The 16,771-nt window shown below is 59.0% G+C and carries 14 protein-coding genes and 3 pseudogenes; 11 read left to right on the forward strand and 6 right to left on the reverse strand.

Translation table 11 applies throughout. From position 1 onward, the window contains the following. Positions 1–2 precede the first annotated feature (2 nt). Genes AC1RQP_RS10570 through AC1RQP_RS10590 form a run of 5 tightly spaced genes read left to right on the forward strand, consistent with a single transcriptional unit; the run spans position 3 to position 3,435 of the window. Positions 3–1,202 (forward strand): acyl-CoA dehydrogenase family protein, encoded by a 1,200-nt coding sequence (locus AC1RQP_RS10570; RefSeq protein WP_492937141.1) that lies wholly within the window; start codon positions 3–5, stop codon positions 1,200–1,202. A gap of 14 nt (positions 1,203–1,216) precedes the next feature. Then, entirely contained in the window at positions 1,217–2,068 is an 852-nt protein-coding gene (locus AC1RQP_RS10575; protein WP_492936867.1) for an SDR family NAD(P)-dependent oxidoreductase, read from the forward strand. Beyond that, positions 2,061–2,552 carry a Clp protease/crotonase-like domain-containing protein gene (locus tag AC1RQP_RS10580; RefSeq protein WP_492936868.1) on the forward strand — a complete coding sequence of 164 codons (492 nt, stop codon included), beginning with the start codon at positions 2,061–2,063 and terminating at the stop codon, positions 2,550–2,552. Before AC1RQP_RS10575 ends, AC1RQP_RS10580 begins: the two co-directional genes overlap by 8 nt. Next, positions 2,510–3,037, forward strand: a complete 528-nt coding sequence (locus tag AC1RQP_RS10585) for a PaaI family thioesterase (protein WP_492936869.1) — start codon at positions 2,510–2,512, stop codon at positions 3,035–3,037. Before AC1RQP_RS10580 ends, AC1RQP_RS10585 begins: the two co-directional genes overlap by 43 nt. Next, positions 3,034–3,435 (forward strand): PaaI family thioesterase, encoded by a 402-nt coding sequence (locus AC1RQP_RS10590; protein ID WP_492936870.1) that lies wholly within the window; start codon positions 3,034–3,036, stop codon positions 3,433–3,435. Before AC1RQP_RS10585 ends, AC1RQP_RS10590 begins: the two co-directional genes overlap by 4 nt. Before the next feature lie 48 nt (positions 3,436–3,483). Here the strand turns inward: AC1RQP_RS10590 and AC1RQP_RS10595 are convergent. Further along, positions 3,484–3,668, reverse strand: a pseudogene (locus tag AC1RQP_RS10595) (IS5/IS1182 family transposase); the annotation flags it as partial. Positions 3,669–3,682: 14 nt separating this feature from the next. Between AC1RQP_RS10595 and AC1RQP_RS10600 the strand changes: the two are divergent. The 3 genes and pseudogenes from AC1RQP_RS10600 to AC1RQP_RS10610 form a co-directional block, all read left to right on the forward strand. Then, positions 3,683–4,084: pseudogene (locus AC1RQP_RS10600) on the forward strand (acyl-CoA dehydrogenase family protein); the annotation flags it as partial. Positions 4,085–4,326: 242 nt separating this feature from the next. Further along, complete coding sequence (locus AC1RQP_RS10605) at positions 4,327–4,986, forward strand: TetR/AcrR family transcriptional regulator (protein WP_492936871.1); 660 nt, start codon at positions 4,327–4,329, stop codon at positions 4,984–4,986. A 171-nt stretch (positions 4,987–5,157) separates the two neighbouring features. Continuing rightward, positions 5,158–6,504: an IS5 family transposase gene (locus AC1RQP_RS10610; protein WP_492936872.1), complete on the forward strand. Its 1,347-nt coding sequence runs from the start codon at positions 5,158–5,160 to the stop codon at positions 6,502–6,504. Between the two features lie 30 nt (positions 6,505–6,534). Here the strand turns inward: AC1RQP_RS10610 and AC1RQP_RS10615 are convergent, their stop codons facing one another. After that, a complete protein-coding gene (locus AC1RQP_RS10615; RefSeq protein ID WP_212234223.1) occupies positions 6,535–7,707 on the reverse strand; it encodes an acyl-CoA dehydrogenase family protein in 1,173 nt (390 codons plus the stop codon). A 107-nt stretch (positions 7,708–7,814) separates the two neighbouring features. Next, positions 7,815–8,600: an enoyl-CoA hydratase/isomerase family protein gene (locus tag AC1RQP_RS10620; protein ID WP_492936873.1), complete on the reverse strand. Its 786-nt coding sequence runs from the start codon at positions 8,598–8,600 to the stop codon at positions 7,815–7,817. A gap of 75 nt (positions 8,601–8,675) precedes the next feature. On the opposite strand from AC1RQP_RS10620, the gene AC1RQP_RS10625 reads away from it, so the two are divergent. After that, positions 8,676–9,539, forward strand: a complete 864-nt coding sequence (locus tag AC1RQP_RS10625; protein ID WP_492936874.1) for an SDR family oxidoreductase — start codon at positions 8,676–8,678, stop codon at positions 9,537–9,539. A 26-nt stretch (positions 9,540–9,565) separates the two neighbouring features. Here the strand turns inward: AC1RQP_RS10625 and AC1RQP_RS10630 are convergent. Both AC1RQP_RS10630 and AC1RQP_RS10635 read right to left on the reverse strand, forming a co-directional pair. Beyond that, positions 9,566–10,219: pseudogene (locus AC1RQP_RS10630) on the reverse strand (SDR family NAD(P)-dependent oxidoreductase); the annotation flags it as partial. A gap of 18 nt (positions 10,220–10,237) precedes the next feature. Beyond that, a complete protein-coding gene (locus AC1RQP_RS10635) occupies positions 10,238–12,304 on the reverse strand; it encodes an FAD-dependent oxidoreductase (protein ID WP_492936875.1) in 2,067 nt (688 codons plus the stop codon). A gap of 89 nt (positions 12,305–12,393) precedes the next feature. Between AC1RQP_RS10635 and AC1RQP_RS10640 the strand changes: the two genes are divergently transcribed. Then, positions 12,394–13,584, forward strand: coding sequence for an acyl-CoA dehydrogenase family protein (locus AC1RQP_RS10640; RefSeq protein ID WP_492936876.1), 1,191 nt, complete (start codon positions 12,394–12,396; stop codon positions 13,582–13,584). Between the two features lie 180 nt (positions 13,585–13,764). On the opposite strand, the gene AC1RQP_RS10645 is transcribed toward AC1RQP_RS10640, so the two are convergent. Beyond that, on the reverse strand, positions 13,765–14,457 hold the full coding sequence (locus tag AC1RQP_RS10645; RefSeq protein WP_492936877.1) for a transglutaminase-like domain-containing protein: 693 nt from the start codon (positions 14,455–14,457) through the stop codon (positions 13,765–13,767). Between the two features lie 304 nt (positions 14,458–14,761). On the opposite strand from AC1RQP_RS10645, the gene AC1RQP_RS10650 reads away from it, so the two are divergent. Further along, on the forward strand, positions 14,762–16,726 hold the full coding sequence (locus AC1RQP_RS10650; protein WP_492936878.1) for an AMP-binding protein: 1,965 nt from the start codon (positions 14,762–14,764) through the stop codon (positions 16,724–16,726). Positions 16,727–16,771 lie beyond the last annotated feature (45 nt).

Genomic DNA, 16,771 nt, shown 5'->3' on the forward strand with positions numbered 1-16,771 from the left:
AGATGAAAGAGCACCTTCGGAAATTCTCTCGCCCTCCCAGCCATTTCGTGACCGATGAACAGGCTGAGTTGGCCGACCAAGCCTACAAGTTCTTTTACTCCGAATTCCTTCATCTGAACGCGGAGATGGACGAAACCGACGACTTGCCGCCCTCGGTGTTTCCCAAGCTCGGAGAGATGGGATATCTCGGGCTGAACGTAGCGCCCGAATTCGGCGGCGCGGGCCTTGATTTCACCTCTGCCTGCATCATCACCGAGGAGCTTTCACGTGCATCGGCTGCCATCGGGCTCAGCCAGGTGGCGCACGACAATCTCTGCGTCAACAATATCTACCGCAATGCCAACGACGCTCTGCGCCGTAAGTATTTGCCCGGGCTTTGTTCGGGCAAGCTTATTGGCGCGCTCGGCCTGACCGAATCTGGTGCGGGGTCGGACGCGCTCGGCTCCATGCGCACCACCGCGCGCAAGGATGAGGACAGCTACGTCCTGAATGGCTCGAAGATCTACATCACCAACGGCCCGATCGCCGACATCGTTCTCGTCTATGCGAAGACATCGCCCGAGAGGGGCGCCAAAGGCATCTCCGCCTTCATCCTCGAGACCGACACGCCGGGGTTCAAGGTAGCGCAAAAGCTCAACAAGATGGGCTTTCGCGGCTCACCGACGGGCGAACTGGTGTTTGAGGACTGCCGAGTGCCGGCTGCAAACCTCGTCGGTAAGTTGGACGGTGGCGTGGCGGTCACCATGTCCGGTCTCGACCTTGAGCGCGCCATCGTATCCTTTAACGCCATCGGAATCGCGCGGCGGGCGCTGGAGATCTCCATCGAATACGCCAAGACGCGCCGACAGTTCGGCAAGCCGATCGCGAGTTTCCAGATGGTCCAGGCAATGCTGGCCGAGATGTACACCGAGATCGAGGCCGCTCGCACGCTGGCCTTCCGCACGGCAGCCAAATGCGAGGGACTCGAGCAAGGCGAAGGCGGCCGTGGCGAGATTCACAAGCTTACGGCCGCAGCGATCTTCAAGGCAGCAGCCGCGACCTCCTTCGTTCTCGACCGCGCGGTGCAGATCCATGGCGGCTCAGGCTTTATGCGCGACACCGAGGTGAACCGGCTCTACCGCACCGGCAGGCTGCTGGAGGTCGGTGCCGGAACGCAGGAGGTGCGCAAGCTTATCATCTCCGGCGAGCTATTGAAGAATTGAGCTGGGGAGCGGAGATGGCAGAAGAAATCGAGCGTCGCTTTGCCCCTGACTTGATGATCGGTCAGGTTGCACTCGTCACCGGAAGCGGCTCGGGCGTGGGCCGCGCTACTGCGCTCGAAATGGCATCCTGCGGGGCGAAGCTTGTGCTCTTCGCCCGCCGCGACGAGCCGCTGCAGCAGACCGCCGAGATGATTCGTGCCCGGAGCGGCGAAGCACTCGTGATTTCGGGTGACATTCGAGAGGAAGACAGTATTGCTGCCGCAATGCGTCGGATCAAGGAGCACTATGGGCGGCTCAACGTCCTGGTCAACAACGCAGGTGGGCAGTATGTCGCCGCCGCGCGCGATATCACCAACAAGGGATTTGAGGCGGTGATCCGTAACAATCTGATCGGGTCATGGCAGATGACACGCGCAGTGGCCGACCATTTCATGTTCGACCACGGCGGCTCAATCGTCTTCGTGACAACGGTCAGCCGCACCGCCCTGGCCGGCTTCGCTCACACCGCCGCGGCGCGTGCCGGCATGACCGGACTGATGAAGACGCTCGCCGCCGAGTGGGCCGAATATGGCATTCGGCTCAATTGCGTAGCACCCGGCACGATCAAAACGGAAGCGCTCGGCCGCTATCCGATCCCGCCGGAAAAATGGATGGAACTTAACCGTTCCGCTCTCAACCGCATGGGCGGATCCGAGGACGTCGCTGGTGCGATCGTCTTTCTTGCGTCGAAGCTAGGCAAATTCATCACCGGCGAAGACTGGTATGTGGACGGTGGCGAAACCCTTCACCTTGGACACGATGCTCGAGATATGATTAGCACCGAAATGTTTGCCAAACGCGAACGCGGAGATCGGCGGCATGGGTGATCCCGTCGCCCGTCTAAACACCGGGGACCGAATCATGCCGGCGATGCGGAGCGATCCTGGTCAGGAGAACCTGACCAGCGGCACCGCGCGGATCGAGGGGTTCATGAATGGTTTCGACAACATGAATCGCGACCAGCAGGTGCACGCCAGGATTTTCCCTGGCGCAAAACCGTCCTTCTGCGCGATCAGCGATTTGAAGGACATCTCGGGCATGTTCCGCAGGTCACGCATGAAGGCCGCTGAGAGCTGCATTCATGGCATCCAGCGTATCGCTTTCACGCTCTCCGATTTCGACTGTGCCATCTTAGCGATGTTCAATGAGACAGCGATCGACTTGGGTTGCGAGCACCAAGTGCGAGATCCGCATCTCCGCCGAACGATCGAGGTTGGGGGAAATCCTCATCAATCACAGGGTCATTCGGGGAATCCAGGAAACTGCGATTGCAGCATCTCCTTTACCAGTTATCAACGAAGGCCGCACTGATGCCCCTCAAAGAACAGCAACGGTTTGAGCAAATCACCACGCTCTGGATAACCAAGGCCAAAGGGTTCATCACGCACATGAACTTGCGGGTTGAGGGACACGGACCAGACGGCGTGACCGTCCGCATGCCGTTTAATCCGATGTTCTGCATCGACGAGCCGGCGACGCTTCTGCACGGCGGAGTACTGACCGCGCTGCTAGATAGCGTATTCGGGTTGGCCAATTTCATCACCATTGGCGACATCAGCACCATGGCCACGCTCGATTTGCGCGTCGATTACCTGCGACGAGCACAATCCCACGCTGACGTGCTGGTGCGTGCGAAATGCTACCACCAAACTCGCCACATCGCCTTCAATTCCGGCATCGTCTGGTTCGATGACGGCAAGGGAGACGAAGTCGCCCGCGGCTCTGCCACCTTTGCTCTAACCCGAGGCGAGAGGAGCTTGTTCGATGTCCAGACGAGACCGGAGAAACCGGAATGACGCCCGAGGAAGCTACCACTTTGCTGATGAAGTTGCCCTTCTTCCGGTTCCTCGGCTTTACCATCGTCGATACCGACGAGGGTCAGGTCACTGCCCGAATGCCCTTTACCGAAAGTTATATCGGAAATCCGGTGATGAACTACTATCATGGCGGCATCGTCGCTAGTGTCATGGAGGCGGTCGCATCCGTCGCCGTTTGGCAAGACATTGAGAAGTGGGGTCCGAAGCCGATCAATCTGACTATTGACTATCTGCGGCCCGCGGTTGCAGAGACGCTGAATGTGCGGGCCGCGATCTTGCGAAGAGGGCGCAGGATGGCAAGCGTCGAAGCCGTGAGTTGGCAGGCCGCGCCGGAAGATCCTGTAGCAAAGGGGCTGTTCCACTTTCTGCTGGTCTGATTGTGATCTGTCGTGTGAGGCGCGCAGATTCGTTTTGTTGGTCGTCCGTTAAGAAGCTGGATTGAACTCGGCTGGAGAGGCGAGCGTTCGCCACAGCAGCCCCAGGAACAGGCTCAAGAGTTCCCTGAGCCAGGAGAAGATGCGGCGTCCACACATGTACCGACGGCTGAGAGGACGGCGTTGGCGGCGTCGCCGGCGCGGCCTTTGAGGTAGCAGCGGCTGAGATGACCTTCGGGCGCGGGCGGTTGGTCAGGGCCGCTGGGCGCTCGAGAAGGCGCTCGACTATGTGAAGCAGCGTGAGGCATTCGGCGCCAAGATCGCCGAGTATCAGGGCGTCTCGTTCCCGCTCGCGCGCGCCGCCACTGAACTTCACGCCGCGCATCTGATGGGACTCAACGCCGCGATGCTGCTCGATCATGGCGAGCGGGCTGTGAAGGAGTTGTCGATGGCCAAAGCCTACGCCGTACAGGTGGGCTATCGGGCTGTCGATCAGGCGATACAGGCCCACGGCGCCATGGGCCTCACCAACGAGGTGGGCCTCGTCCATGCCTTGCAGGATTTGCGAATCATCAACATTGCCGACGGCACCAACGAAATCCTGGCACGCACCATAGCCCAGCGGCTGCTGGCCGGCGATATCGAGTTGTAGCCGGCCATACCAATGGGACAAGGCCCGGCTCGCTTGCAAGAGGCCGATCCGCCTATTACGGTCGGATCGTCATGATGTATCGTGCGAGGTTTGCGTCGTTCTCTGGCCGCCCATTGAAAGTAGTTTCAGAGCTTCGCAATGTTGCCCGAACAGCCTTGTTGGTCTATTACAAGGGCATTACTCATCTGGTGCAAAAGCTGGGCTTTGTACGGTGATGCCATTCGGGTTTAAGCGAGCAAGATTTGAAATCTTCATCGGGAATGAAGCGGGTTGCCAAGCGCGAGCCCAAGCGTAAAAAAGTCGCACTTTCCGTGCCGCCGAAATCGCAGGGTTCACGTGACCTTATCCTTCGGGCCGCAGCACAGCTTTTTCGGCAGCAGGGCTATTCCGCAACCACACTTCGACAGATCGCTGACAAGGCGGGAATGAAGGCAGGCAGCATCTATTACCACTTTGATTCGAAAACCGCGATATTGGACGAAATCCTCGAACTCGGGTTGCAACGCATATTCGATGCAGTAAAGGCAAGGGTGAATGACCTTGGCAAGGGGTCGCACCGGAACAAGATCAGCGCCGCGATCAAAGCTCATCTCGTCACCCTGCTGCAAGAGAGCGACTATACCTCCGCCAATATGCGTGTCTACGGGCAGTTGCCCGAACGCATCAAGAAGCGACATCGTCCACTGCGCCGCGCCTATGGCAAATATTGGGATGACATGCTGGTGGATGCGCAGCGTGCCGGCGAAATCCGCCCGGAGATATTGATTGTTCCCCTACGCAGGTTTATTCTTGGTGCTATGAATTGGACAGTTGAGTGGTTTGATGCGCGAAAAAATAGCTCGGTGCAAGACTTGGCGGACCGCACCACGTTGTTAATCTTCGATGGTATTTTGCCACACTAACGAGTCGTCCGTGAAGAAGGCCTAAGCTACTGATCGGGAATCTCGATTTGGACTGAGGGGCGTTTGCAGATTGCAAGGTCTTGATGCCTTGGGCGTCAGAACCCTGCAATTTCGCTTTCAGGATTCCCTCGAAGCGGGAAGCATGATTCCTTGTCTGCATCGGAGGGGACGATGCGGCCGAAGAAGCAGCAGACGACGGGATCGAACGATCTGTTCCGGGCACGGCTCGACCAGATCATCAATCTGAAGCACGAGCTGGTTTTGCTCGCGGGCAAGATCGATTGGGATTGGATCGATGGCGAGATCGCGCCGCTCTACAGCGAACACGGCCGGCCGGGGATCGCGACCCGTTTCATGATCGGGCTTCTGCTGCTCAAGCACATTTACGGTCTGTCCGATGAGGGCGTGTGCGAGCGCTGGGTCCACGACCCGTATTTCCAGTACTTCACCGGCGAGGAGTTCTTCCAGCACACCTTCCCCCACGAGCGCTCTGACCTGAGCCACTGGCGCAAGCGGCTCGGCGACAAGCTGGAGCGGCTGTTGGCCGAGAGCCTGCGAGTGGCGCACGGCACCGGCGCCTTGCGCAGCAACGACCTTAAGCGGGTCACGGTCGACACCACGGTGCAGCCGAAGGCCATCACCTTCCCGACCGACGCCAAGCTGCTGCATGCGGCCATCCGGGGGTTGAACCGTCTGGCGAGCAGGCACGGCGTCAAGCTGCGGCAGTCCTATCTGCGGATCGCCAAGGCCGCCGCGATGATGGCGGGCCGCTATGCCCATGCCAAGCAGTTCAAGCGGCATCAGCGACAGTTGCGCATCCTGCGCAGTCGGCTGGGCCGGATCATCCGCGATATCCGCCGCAAGATCGAAGGACGGATGGCACTCGAAGAGGCGTTCGCACTTCCGCTCGGCCGTGCCGCGCAAATCCGCTCCCAGCAGCAGCGCCAGCGCGGCTGGAAGCTCTATTCCTTCCATGCCCCGGAGGTCGAGTGCATCGGCAAGGGCAAGGCCAGCGCGCCTTACGAGTTCGGCGTGAAGGCCTCCATCGTCACCACCAACCGCCGCGCCCCGGGCGGCGTGTTCGTGCTGCACGCCAGGGCGTTGCCGGATAATCCCTACGATGGCCATACCCTCCGCGACGTCATCAAAGACACCGAGAGGCTTACCGGATGCGCGATCGAGCGCGCCTATGTCGACAAGGGATACCGTGGCCACGGCACGGAGAACCCGCGCCGCATCTTCATCTCAGGCCAGAAGCGCGGCGTCTTCGGCGTCATCAAGCGCGAGCTGCGACGCCGATCCGCCATCGAGCCCATCATTGGTCATCTGAAGGCCGAAGGCCACCTCGGCCGCTGCTATCTCAAAGGCCGCGCAGGAGATGCCGCCAATGTCGTCCTCTCCGCCGTCGGACACAACTTCCGCCGTATCCTCGCCTGGCTGAGGGATTTTTGGCGACTCCTTCTGACTGCACTCTTCGCAGCCATCGCCCCAAAATCAGCGCTCAGATCGGCTTCTTAACGGACGACTAACGACCGATTGTGTGCGCCTTTAACGCATTCGCTTGGCAACCTCCTCCAGCATCACCTCGGTGGCACCGCCACCGATCGACTGAACGCGCGCGTCGCGTGACATTCGCTCGATCGTACTCTCGCGCATGTAACCCATGCCGCCATGAAACTGCAGGCATGTGTACATCACCTCGTTGACGAGCTCGCCGCAATAAGCCTTGACCATCGATACTTCCTTGGTGGCATCGATCCCCTGCGTTACCAGCCATGCAGCGTGATAGACAAGTTGCCGTCCTGCCTCGACCTTGGCCGCCAGCATCGCCAGCCGATGACGGATAGCTTGCCTGGACCATAGCGGCGCGCCAAAGGTCTGCCGCTGCGTAACCCAGTCCAATGTAATCTCAATCGCAGCTAGTGCTTCGCCCATCGCCATCGCGCCGATCACGATCCGCTCGTTCTGAAAATTTCGCATGATCGCGTAGAAGCCACGCCCTTCCTCGCCAAGCAGGTTCGTGGCGGGAATCCGGCAATCCTCGAACAACAACTCAGCCGTGTCCGAGGATCTCCAGCCCTGCTTGTCGAGCGCACGTCCGACACGAAATCCGGGCGTGCCTTTCTCTACCAGCAGCATCGAGATACGCTGGGAAGGCCGCATGTCCGGATTGGTATTGGCGGCGATGCAATAAAGATCCGCGTGCACGCCGTTCGTAATGAACATCTTGGCGCCATTGAGCACGTAGCTGCCGCCGTCGCGGCGCGCGGTGGTCCGAATGCCCTTCACGTCGGAGCCCGCGCCGGGCTCGGTAACCCCGACCGCGACGATCTTCTTTCCGGCAATGACATCCGGCATAAAGTGGTCTTTCAACGCCTGCGAGCCGGCGTTGTAGAGATGTACCGACGCCATATCGGTATGAACCAGCACCGTGATCGCCACGCCCGAGAACGACGATCGTCCCAACTCCTCGGCTAACACGACTGTCGCCAGCGTATCCATATCGGAACCGCCATATTCGGCTGGGTAGCGGATACCGAGAAAGCCAAGCTCGCCCATGCGCCGCAGCACTTCGCGCGGCACCATGCCGTCCTGTTCCCATTTAAGCGCGTGTGGCTTGATCTCCTCTTCAACGAAACGCCGTAGCTGGGCTCTCAGCAATTCATGTTCTTCGCCGAAATAAGCCGAGCGATTCGGGGTGCCGACGTGGTGTGTGCTCATCGTTGACCTTGCGGGCTAAGGAAAAATTGTCGGAAGGATTGGTATCCGCTATCGACTTGAAAGCATGAAAGCGGACATCATTCGGCACAATCCTCATCTGCCTTGCCTTATTTACCTTGCCACACCGGTTTGCGTTTCTCGGCAAAGGCTCTCGGGCCTTCAATGGCATCGAGGCTTGCGTAGGTTTCGACATGAAGTCTGTTGGCCTCAACGAGTCCCTTCTCGCAGCCGAGGTCCATCGCGGCCAACACGCTGGCCTTGGCCGCCCTCACCGACAATGGTGCGCCTTCCACAATCTTGCGCGCAAGCTGCAATGCACTCGCACGAACAGCGTCGGGTGTTTCTTCCAGATAATTGACGAAGCCATATTCCGCGAGCCGCTCGATCGGCAGGGTCTCGCCGGTCAAGACGAGTTCCATCAGCACCGGTTGCGGCAACATCCAGAGCAGCGGCACTGCCCACGGCGATCCCCGCCCCATCTTGACCTCGGTAATCCCGGCTCGTGTTCCGCGTAAGCCTATCCTAAGGTCGCACTTAAGCGCCAGCAGCATCCCGCCCGCCATCAGCGACCCAGTCATCGCCGCGATGATCGGCTTTGAAACGGTGCGCATGGCCGTTTGCATCGGATCGCGCATCAGGGTCAGTATATCGACACCGTCACGCGCCCTGATCTCAGCTGCCTGCCTGAGGTCCAGACCGGCGGAGAATACGCCGCAGTCAGCCGAGGTCAGGATCACCACCCTCGCCTGGGAATCCCCTTCGACACGCTCCCAGGCATTGGTCAAACCGTTCATCGCCTCAACCGACAAGGCGTTTTTACGCGCGGGCCGATCGATGGTAATCGTCGCGATGCCATCCTCGACCGAGTAACGAATAGGATCATTGTCTGACATCGATCTGCCTTTTTATGTATTCGAACGTATGTTAGAATATCCTAAACCTGACCGAACGCAAAAGCATTTTCAGGCATGGGATTGGTGATGCACGAAAGTCCTTCAAAAACGCGTTTCGCGCCGGACCTTCTCAAGGGTCAGGTCGCACTCGTCACCGGCGGCGGCACAGGAATGGGCCGCGCCACGGCCATTGAGATGGCGCGCTGCGGGGCCCGCATCGCCGTTCTCGGGCGCCGCATCGATCCGATAGAGAGCACTGCAAAGGTAATCCGCGACGCGGGTGGCGAGGCCTTTGCCGTGTCGGCGGACATTCGCGAGCCCGACCTGATCGAACGCGCGATGCAGAAGATCAAAGCCGAGTTCGGCGGGCTCAATATCCTCGTCAATAATGCCGGCGGACAATTCGTGACGCCAGCCCGCGAACTCAGCAACAAGGGCTTTGAGACCGTGATCCGCAACAACCTGATCGGCTCGTGGCAGGTAACCAAGGCTGCCGCGGACCATTTCATGTTGGCGCATGGCGGATCGATTGTGTTCGTAACCGCCTGTATCCGCAGCGGCCTTGGCGGCTTCGTGCATACTGCGGCAGCGCGCGGCGGCGTTACTGCGATGATGCGAACGCTCGCCTACGAGTGGGCCGAGTTCGGTATTCGCCTAAACTGCGTCGCACCCGGAACCATCAAGACTGAGGCGCTTGGCCGCTATCCGATACCGCCGGACGACTGGGTCAGGCTCAACCGTAACGTGCTGGGACGCATGGGCAGCGTCGAGGATATTTCTGCAGCAATCATTTTTCTGTCCTCGCCGCTCGGTCAATTCGTCACCGGCGAGGACTGGTACATCGATGGCGGCGAGACGCTACACCTTGCCCACGACGCCCGCGACATGATCGACGCCGTTAAATTTGTCAAACGCGAACGCGGCGATGCAGGATTGTAGTAGCGGTCAGAATCGCTAACGCTGCCAAATGCCGTGGTTTCATTGACGCCCGGCGCGACACAGTTCACCCGGATGCCGTGCGGCGCCCATTCGACCGCGACGGTCTTGGACGCATAAATCACGCCGGCGCGCGCCGCGACAGTGTGCGCCATCCCTGGCAGGCCTCGCCAGATCAACGCGACAATATTGACGATATTACCGGTCTTGCCGCGATCGATCCATTCGCGCGCCGCGGCTTGCATCATCCACCACGATCCATTCAAATTGGTGTCGATCACTGCGTTCCAGCCCTTTGGCTTGAAGTCAATGGCCATCTGGGCGAACTGTCCACCAGCATTGTTGACCATCACATCGAGACGGCCGAAATGATCCCAGACGTCTTTGACGAATTCGTTGACTTGATCGGGATCGCGGATCGTGAGACTTCTGCTGAAGACGCGGGCGCCGAGGCCCTCTAGAATCGGTATGACGCGGGCGAGCTTCTCAGCATCGCGCCCGCAGATTGCCAGATTGGCGCCAAGCCTCGCAAACAGGAATGCGATCGCCTTCCCGAGTCCGCTCCCCGCGCCGCTGACGATGATGGTCTGGCCGGCGAACAGATCGGGTCGGTACACTGTCGGGATCGTGGAGAGCTCGTCGTCGGTGAACCCGTAACTCGGCCGGCTACTTTGCGAACTCATCTCAGGCTCCCACCCCCTTCAAAGCGCTTGCGCGATCCGCGCGCCCTCCTCGACCGCGCGCATCGCGTCGAGTTCGAAAGCTTCCTTGGCGCCGCCGATGACATGCGTCTCGATTCCGGTCTCGAGCAGTTCGGCAAGCATGTCGCGGTTGGATACTTGGCCGGCGCAAATTACGATCGTATCGACGGCGAGCGTACTTGGCTCGCCGTCGACCAGGAAATGCAACCCGAGATCATCGATTCGCTGATAGGTCACCCCTCCGACAATCTTGACTCCGCGTTTTTCAAGACTGCTACGCAGGATCCAACCAGTCGAGACGCCGAGACCGAGGCCAGGCCGCGTCTTCTTGCGCTGCAGCATCGTAATTTCGCGCGGACTTGGCTTTGGCGCCAGCGGATCGCCCGATAGCCCTCCAGCTTTCGTAAGGCTGGCATCGACATTCCACTCCTGCTGAAACTCACGAATATCCATCGCCCGTGATTTTGGCGGTTCATCAGGCTGCGAATGGCAGAGGTATTCCGCGACATCGAAACCGATACCTCCAGCGCCGATGATGGCCACTCGCCGCCCCGCGTGGCGTTTGCCACTCAATAGATCGTTATAAAATATCACCTTCGAATGATTGATGCCTTGAATCTCCGGGACGCGAGGATGGACACCACAGGCGACAACGACGGCATCGAACCGTGCATCTTTCAGGTCACTGACCGCCGGCGCCGAATTCAGCCGGAGATCGACGCCGCCATCGGCGATTTGGCCGCTGTAATAACTCAGCATTTTGTCGAACTCGACCTTGCCCGGGACTGCTCGGGCAAGGTTGAGTTGCCCGCCTATGCGATCAGCGGCCTCAAACAGGGTTACCTTGTGCCCGCGTCGGCTGGCTTCCGCGGCAGCTGCGAGACCGCCCGCGCCTGCGCCAATCACTGCGATCCTGCGCGAGGTCTGAGCCGGGCCGTCCTCAAACTCAGTCTCGCGGCAGGCGCGCGGATTAACCAGGCAACTCGCGGTCCGCTCGGAAAAGATCAGGTCAAGGCAGGCCTGATTGCAGGCAATGCAGATGTTGATTTTGCCGGCGTTGCCCTCCCGCACCTTCCTGGCGAAGTGCGGATCGGCAAGCATCGGGCGGGCCATTGATATTAGGTCGCTATCGCCCGCCGCCAGAATTTCTTCTGCGGTATCCGGCGTATTAATGCGATTTGATGCCACTACCGGAATGCTGACCGCTTTCTTCAGACGCGATGCCGCAAAACGCCATGCGCCACGCGGAATGACGTAAGCAATCGTGGGAACGCGCGCTTCATGCCAGCCGATACCGGTGTTGAGAATGTCGGCGCCCGCGGCCTCGACCCGTTGGGCAAGCCGATCGATCTCCTCGCCGGTTGCACCTCCTTCGACGAGGTCCAACGCCGAGATTCGGTAGACAATGATGAAGTCGTCGCCGGTGGCGCTTCGCGAGCGTTTGACGAGTTCCACCGCGAGCCGATGGCGGTTCTCCTCCGATCCGCCCCATTCATCGGTACGGTTGTTGGTTCGCAGCACCGCGAACTGATTAATGAGATAACCTTCCGACCCCATGATCTCAATGCCATCGAACCCGGCCTCCTTTGCGAGCAGCGCGCAGCGCACGTAATCCGAGATCGTCTGTTCAATCTCTGCTCCAGTCATCGCGCGCGGGGGAAACCGATTGATGCGGGTCGGGATGTCGGAAGGACCGACGCAGTCCTGTTGCTTGGAATATCGACCCGAATGCAGCACCTGCATGCAGACTTTGCCACCGTGCTGATGCACAGCATCGGTGATGCGGCGAAGTTCACGAGCTTGCGCACGTTCGGTCAAAATCGGCCCCCCAGGCTCGATCAGACCCGCGGTGTTGGGCGCATAACCACCGGTGATGATGAGTCCGACCTCCCCCTTGGCGCGCTCGGCAAGGAAAACCGCCATCTTGTGCACGCCGTTCTCCTCCATATCGAGCCGGGTGTGCATGGACCCCATGACCATGCGGTTTCGCAACGTGGTTCGCCCGACCTTCAACGGAGATAGCAAATGAGGGTAAAGCGGTGTTCCGGAGGTGGTTGGCGTCAGCATGGACTTGGCTCCGTAGCTGGTTGTTAAATTTCTAACAGTTGTTAGACTGAATGCAAGCACTCAAGATCACCTAGATGGGAGAGGTCGCGATGGATTACGCGCTTAGCGAGCAGCAGCAGGCTTTCCAGGAAACCGCGAAGCGTTTCGCCAAGGAAAAACTGGTCCCCCACTATCAGAGGCGAGCAAGGGAACACCGCATCGATCGTGCCATGCTGAAACAAATGGGGTCACTCGGCCTGATCGGCGCCGATCTGCCGGAAAAATACGGCGGCCTTGGCGAGAGCAGCGTGACGGCGGGCATTATTGTCGAGCAGATCGCTTATGGAGACTTTAACGCCAGCTACGTCCAACTCCTGGCGTCACTGCTCGGCGGGATGCTCGCAGAGCACGCCTCGCCCGAAATCGCTCAGGAGTGGCTACCGCAAGTGGCCCACGGTGAGAAGATCATCGGCCTCGGCCTGACCGAGCCGCGGGGCGGTTCGGACGCGGCCAATCTTATTCTGCGAGCCGAAAAATCAGGAAATGGCTATCGCCTCAACGGTGAAAAAACATCGATGAGCTTCTCGGATCAATGCGACGCAGCAATCATCTTCGCGCGCACTGGGAAGGTCGAAGACGGCGCACGTGGCGTCAGCGCATTCTTTGTCGATCTGGCGCAGAGCGGAATTACGCGTACTCACTTCGACGATATCGGGACTAAGCCTGTCGGTCGCGGCTCGGTGTTCTTCGACGACGTCTTCATTCCGGCCGAGTGCCTGATGGCAGAGGAGAACAAGGGCTTCTCCAAAATCATGTCGGGCTTCGACTATAGCCGTGCCTTGATCGGCCTTGAGTGCATCGGACCGGCGCAGGCGTCGGTCGACGAAGCATGGCAATACTCGACGGAAAGAACCGCCTTCGAGCGGCCGATCGCGCAGTTTCAGGGCGTGAGCTTTCCGCTCGCGGAAGCTGAGACTCAGCTCACCATGATGCGGCAGCTTTGTTACTATACGCTTTCGCTCAGAGATCGCGGGCTTGCACACACCGCGGAAGCTGCGATGTGCAAATGGTATGTTCCGAAGGTAACCTGCGAGATCATCCACCAGTGCCTGCTGACCCACGGCCACTACGGCTACACCACCGATCTGCCGTTTCATCAGCGTTACCTCGATGTCATGGGTCTACAAATCGGTGACGGGACCGCACAAATTCAGAAACTTGTCATCGCGCGCGAAAAGGTCGGACGTGTCGCTGTTCAATACGCCAAGCAGCCTTCCGAATTGCGGCATGCCTCAAAATGAGCGTACCTATCGCCGCCGTTGCCATCTCTCGGCGAAACCTGTGCCGCCGTGCGTAGATTTTCGGGCCGGGCCAAATGGATGATGCCGACCGCGCCATCGATAAACTGCGCGCCCAGGGTGTCGTATTCAGCTCGCACCTGGGTTCGGGTAGTCAGATCCCGTGGTTTCGTTCGCTCCGGCCTACTCGCCTGATTGAGGCGCTCCGAAGGCAGCGTCATCTATTGAGACACCACCAGTATTCAATGTCACCAGCGCGGGATATGCAATGCGGAAGTCCTCAAGCATCTTGCCTATCGGAGCGTCGGCGAACCAACCTCGGTCATTGACATACTCCATATGGCGATGATCGCTCGTGTCGAACTCGTGAAACAAGGCGTCGGCCGTACCGTCGAAGATAAGAGGTCGGACTCCAAATCGTTCACATAGCTCCATGTTGAACGCGGGCGTAACTTTGAACATCTTCCCATCGAGCCAAAGCGCGACGTAGCCGTGATAAATGAAGAGATCAGTCCCCATTAACTCCGTCAGCTTGGGGGAATTCAGATGGTTACGAACGTCTGCAAAGCCGATCGCGGCGGGGATTCCCGCTGCGCGCATGGCGGCCGTCAACAATATTGCCTTCGGAACACAAAACGCCGAAGCCATTTTGAGAATCTCGCTGGCGCGATAATCGGCTTCGGACAAACTCACCGCGTAGGGGTCGTATCTGATCTGGTCTCGTACCGCGTTAAATAGGAGGATTGCCTTCTCGGCGGCCGACCAGTCTTGTTTGTCGCCAGCCACACGCGAGACAAAATCTCTAATCGCAGGTGAGTCGCAATCCACGTAATGCGTTGGAGCGAGAAATTCCGCGAGGTCCGGGTTGATCGTCACTTGCGCCTCGATTGCTACTTGCACTCACCTAACAAATGTTAGAAATTAGGGCAAGTCAAATCGGGTCGCGACCAGCGCCCAAAGATGGATACCTCATTTGTTGTTCCATACGAATAGATTTATCAAACAATTGTTAGAATCGATTGAACTCGCAAGACGAGGGCGTTAGCATTAGGCGTCCAGGCTGGACACATGCTTATCGGGCGGGCCTGTCCACCGTGTCGTGTACGATCGGGCATGCGTTCCTATCGGCCGGTAAGTCAATCTCGAATTGAACTTGACTGCAAATCAGGGAACGTAGTCGATGAATAATCCAACGTCCTATGCATGGACACCTCCGCCCGAGCTAACTGCAGCAAGTAATTTAACCGCTTTCCTGGGCGCAACCGGATATGACGATTACGATCACCTCGCGTCGAAGGCTGAGGCCGATCCGGCATGGCTAATGGAGGAAGTCTTTAAGTTCTGCGATGTTCGATTCTATCGCAGTTTCGACCAGATGTTGGATTTGTCGCGCGGGCAGCCAAGGGCACGCTGGTGCGTCGGCGGCACCACCAACATCGTGCTGAACTGCATCGACAAGCATCGCAGCACGCCCGTGTGGGACCAGACATTTTTGGTCTGGGAGGGTGAAGACAAGCGCGAACAGTGCGCGCTTACCTATCGCGAATTGGACTGCGGCGTCGGACGGCTTGCGCAGGGACTGCGTAATCTCGGCGTCGGTAGGGGCGACGTGGTCGCTCTCTATTTGCCGAACCTGCCGGAAACCTTTATCGCGTTTTTCGCGGTGCTGAAATTGGGCGCGGTCCTGATGCCGCTGTTCTCCGGCTTCGGTCCAGCTCCCATACAAACCCGGCTTAACCATGGAGGCGCCAAGGCCGTCATCACCGCGAGCGGGACCTGGCGACGCGGCGTGCCGTCACCGCTCAAATCGATCCTCGACGTCGCGCTGGAATCTTCGCCCACGGTGCAGCACGTGATCGTCATCGATCGCGACGGCCTTAACGTGGCCCCGATGCGAAAGGGCCGCGATCACTGGTGGCACGATATCTTTCTCGGCACCGAAGGCTCGATCGCGACCGTCGAAACGAATGCGGAAGATCCCGCGATTCTACTGTATACCTCCGGAACTACCGGCGAACCGAAGGGTTGCGTTTGGACCCATATCAGCTTCATCGGTTCTATGGTCACACGCGACATGATCATCTGCGCCGATTTCAAATCGTCGGACCGTTTTTTCTTCCTCAGTGACATGGGCTGGATGGTCGGCGCGATGTGCGCGTGTATTCCCAGTTTCGCCGGCGCGAGCCTTCTGATCGCCGAAGGCACGCCGGATTTTCCGGACACTGGACGGTTCTGGCGGCTGATCCAGGATCATCGCGTAAGCTATCTCGGAGTATCCCCCACCATAGTCCGTAGTTTGATGCGCTATGGAACGCAGGACGTCGAGCGCCACGATCTGTCGAGCCTGCGTATGACCGCGTCCGGCGGCGAGGCATGGACCAACGCACCGTGGCAATGGTTCTTCGAGTATGTCTGCAAGAGAAAGCTTCCGATCATCAACATTTCCGGCGGCACCGAGGTTGGAGGTTGCATCTTCACGGGGACGCCGAACCATCCGATGAACCCCGGTTCGTTCTCCCGTCCGGCGCTCGGTGTCGGCGCGGACATCGTGGATATGTCCGGCAAAAGTTTGCCACCGGGCGAAGTCGGCGAACTGGTGCTCCGCCATGCGTCGATCGGATTGACCAAGAGCTTGTGGAAGGCCGATGCGCGCTATATCAAAAGCTACTGGAGCACGCTTCCCGGCCTGTGGGTGCATGGCGATTTTGCGATGCGCGGCCATGATGGGCTTTACTATATTCTCGGGCGCTCCGACGACACCATAAAGATTTCAGGCAAGCGGACCGGACCGTCCGAGCTCGAAGGTATTCTGATAGACACCGGCAAGGTCTCCGAGGCCGCGGTGTTCGGTATTCCGCACCCGGTAAAGGGTTCAGCAATCGTTTGTGCCTGCGTGCTCATGCCGGGTACGAACGTCGAGAGTGATATTGCCAACGAGCTCTCATCCGCTATCGTGAATGGCATGGGAGCATCGTATCGGCCGGAGAAGATCATTTTTTTGGATGATCTGCCTCGAACCCGCAACATGAAGATCATGCGCCGGGTACTGCGAGCAGTGTTCGAAAGCAAGGATCCCGGCGATCTTTCCGCACTCGCCAATCCCGAAGCAGTTGACAGGCTTCGCGAGAAACTTGGCGCCGCATAAACCAATGGCGAGCTGTCGGGCGAGGTGGAAGCGGACGTTTCCCTG

The organism is Bradyrhizobium sp. GW821-FHT13H06, from assembly GCF_058803975.1.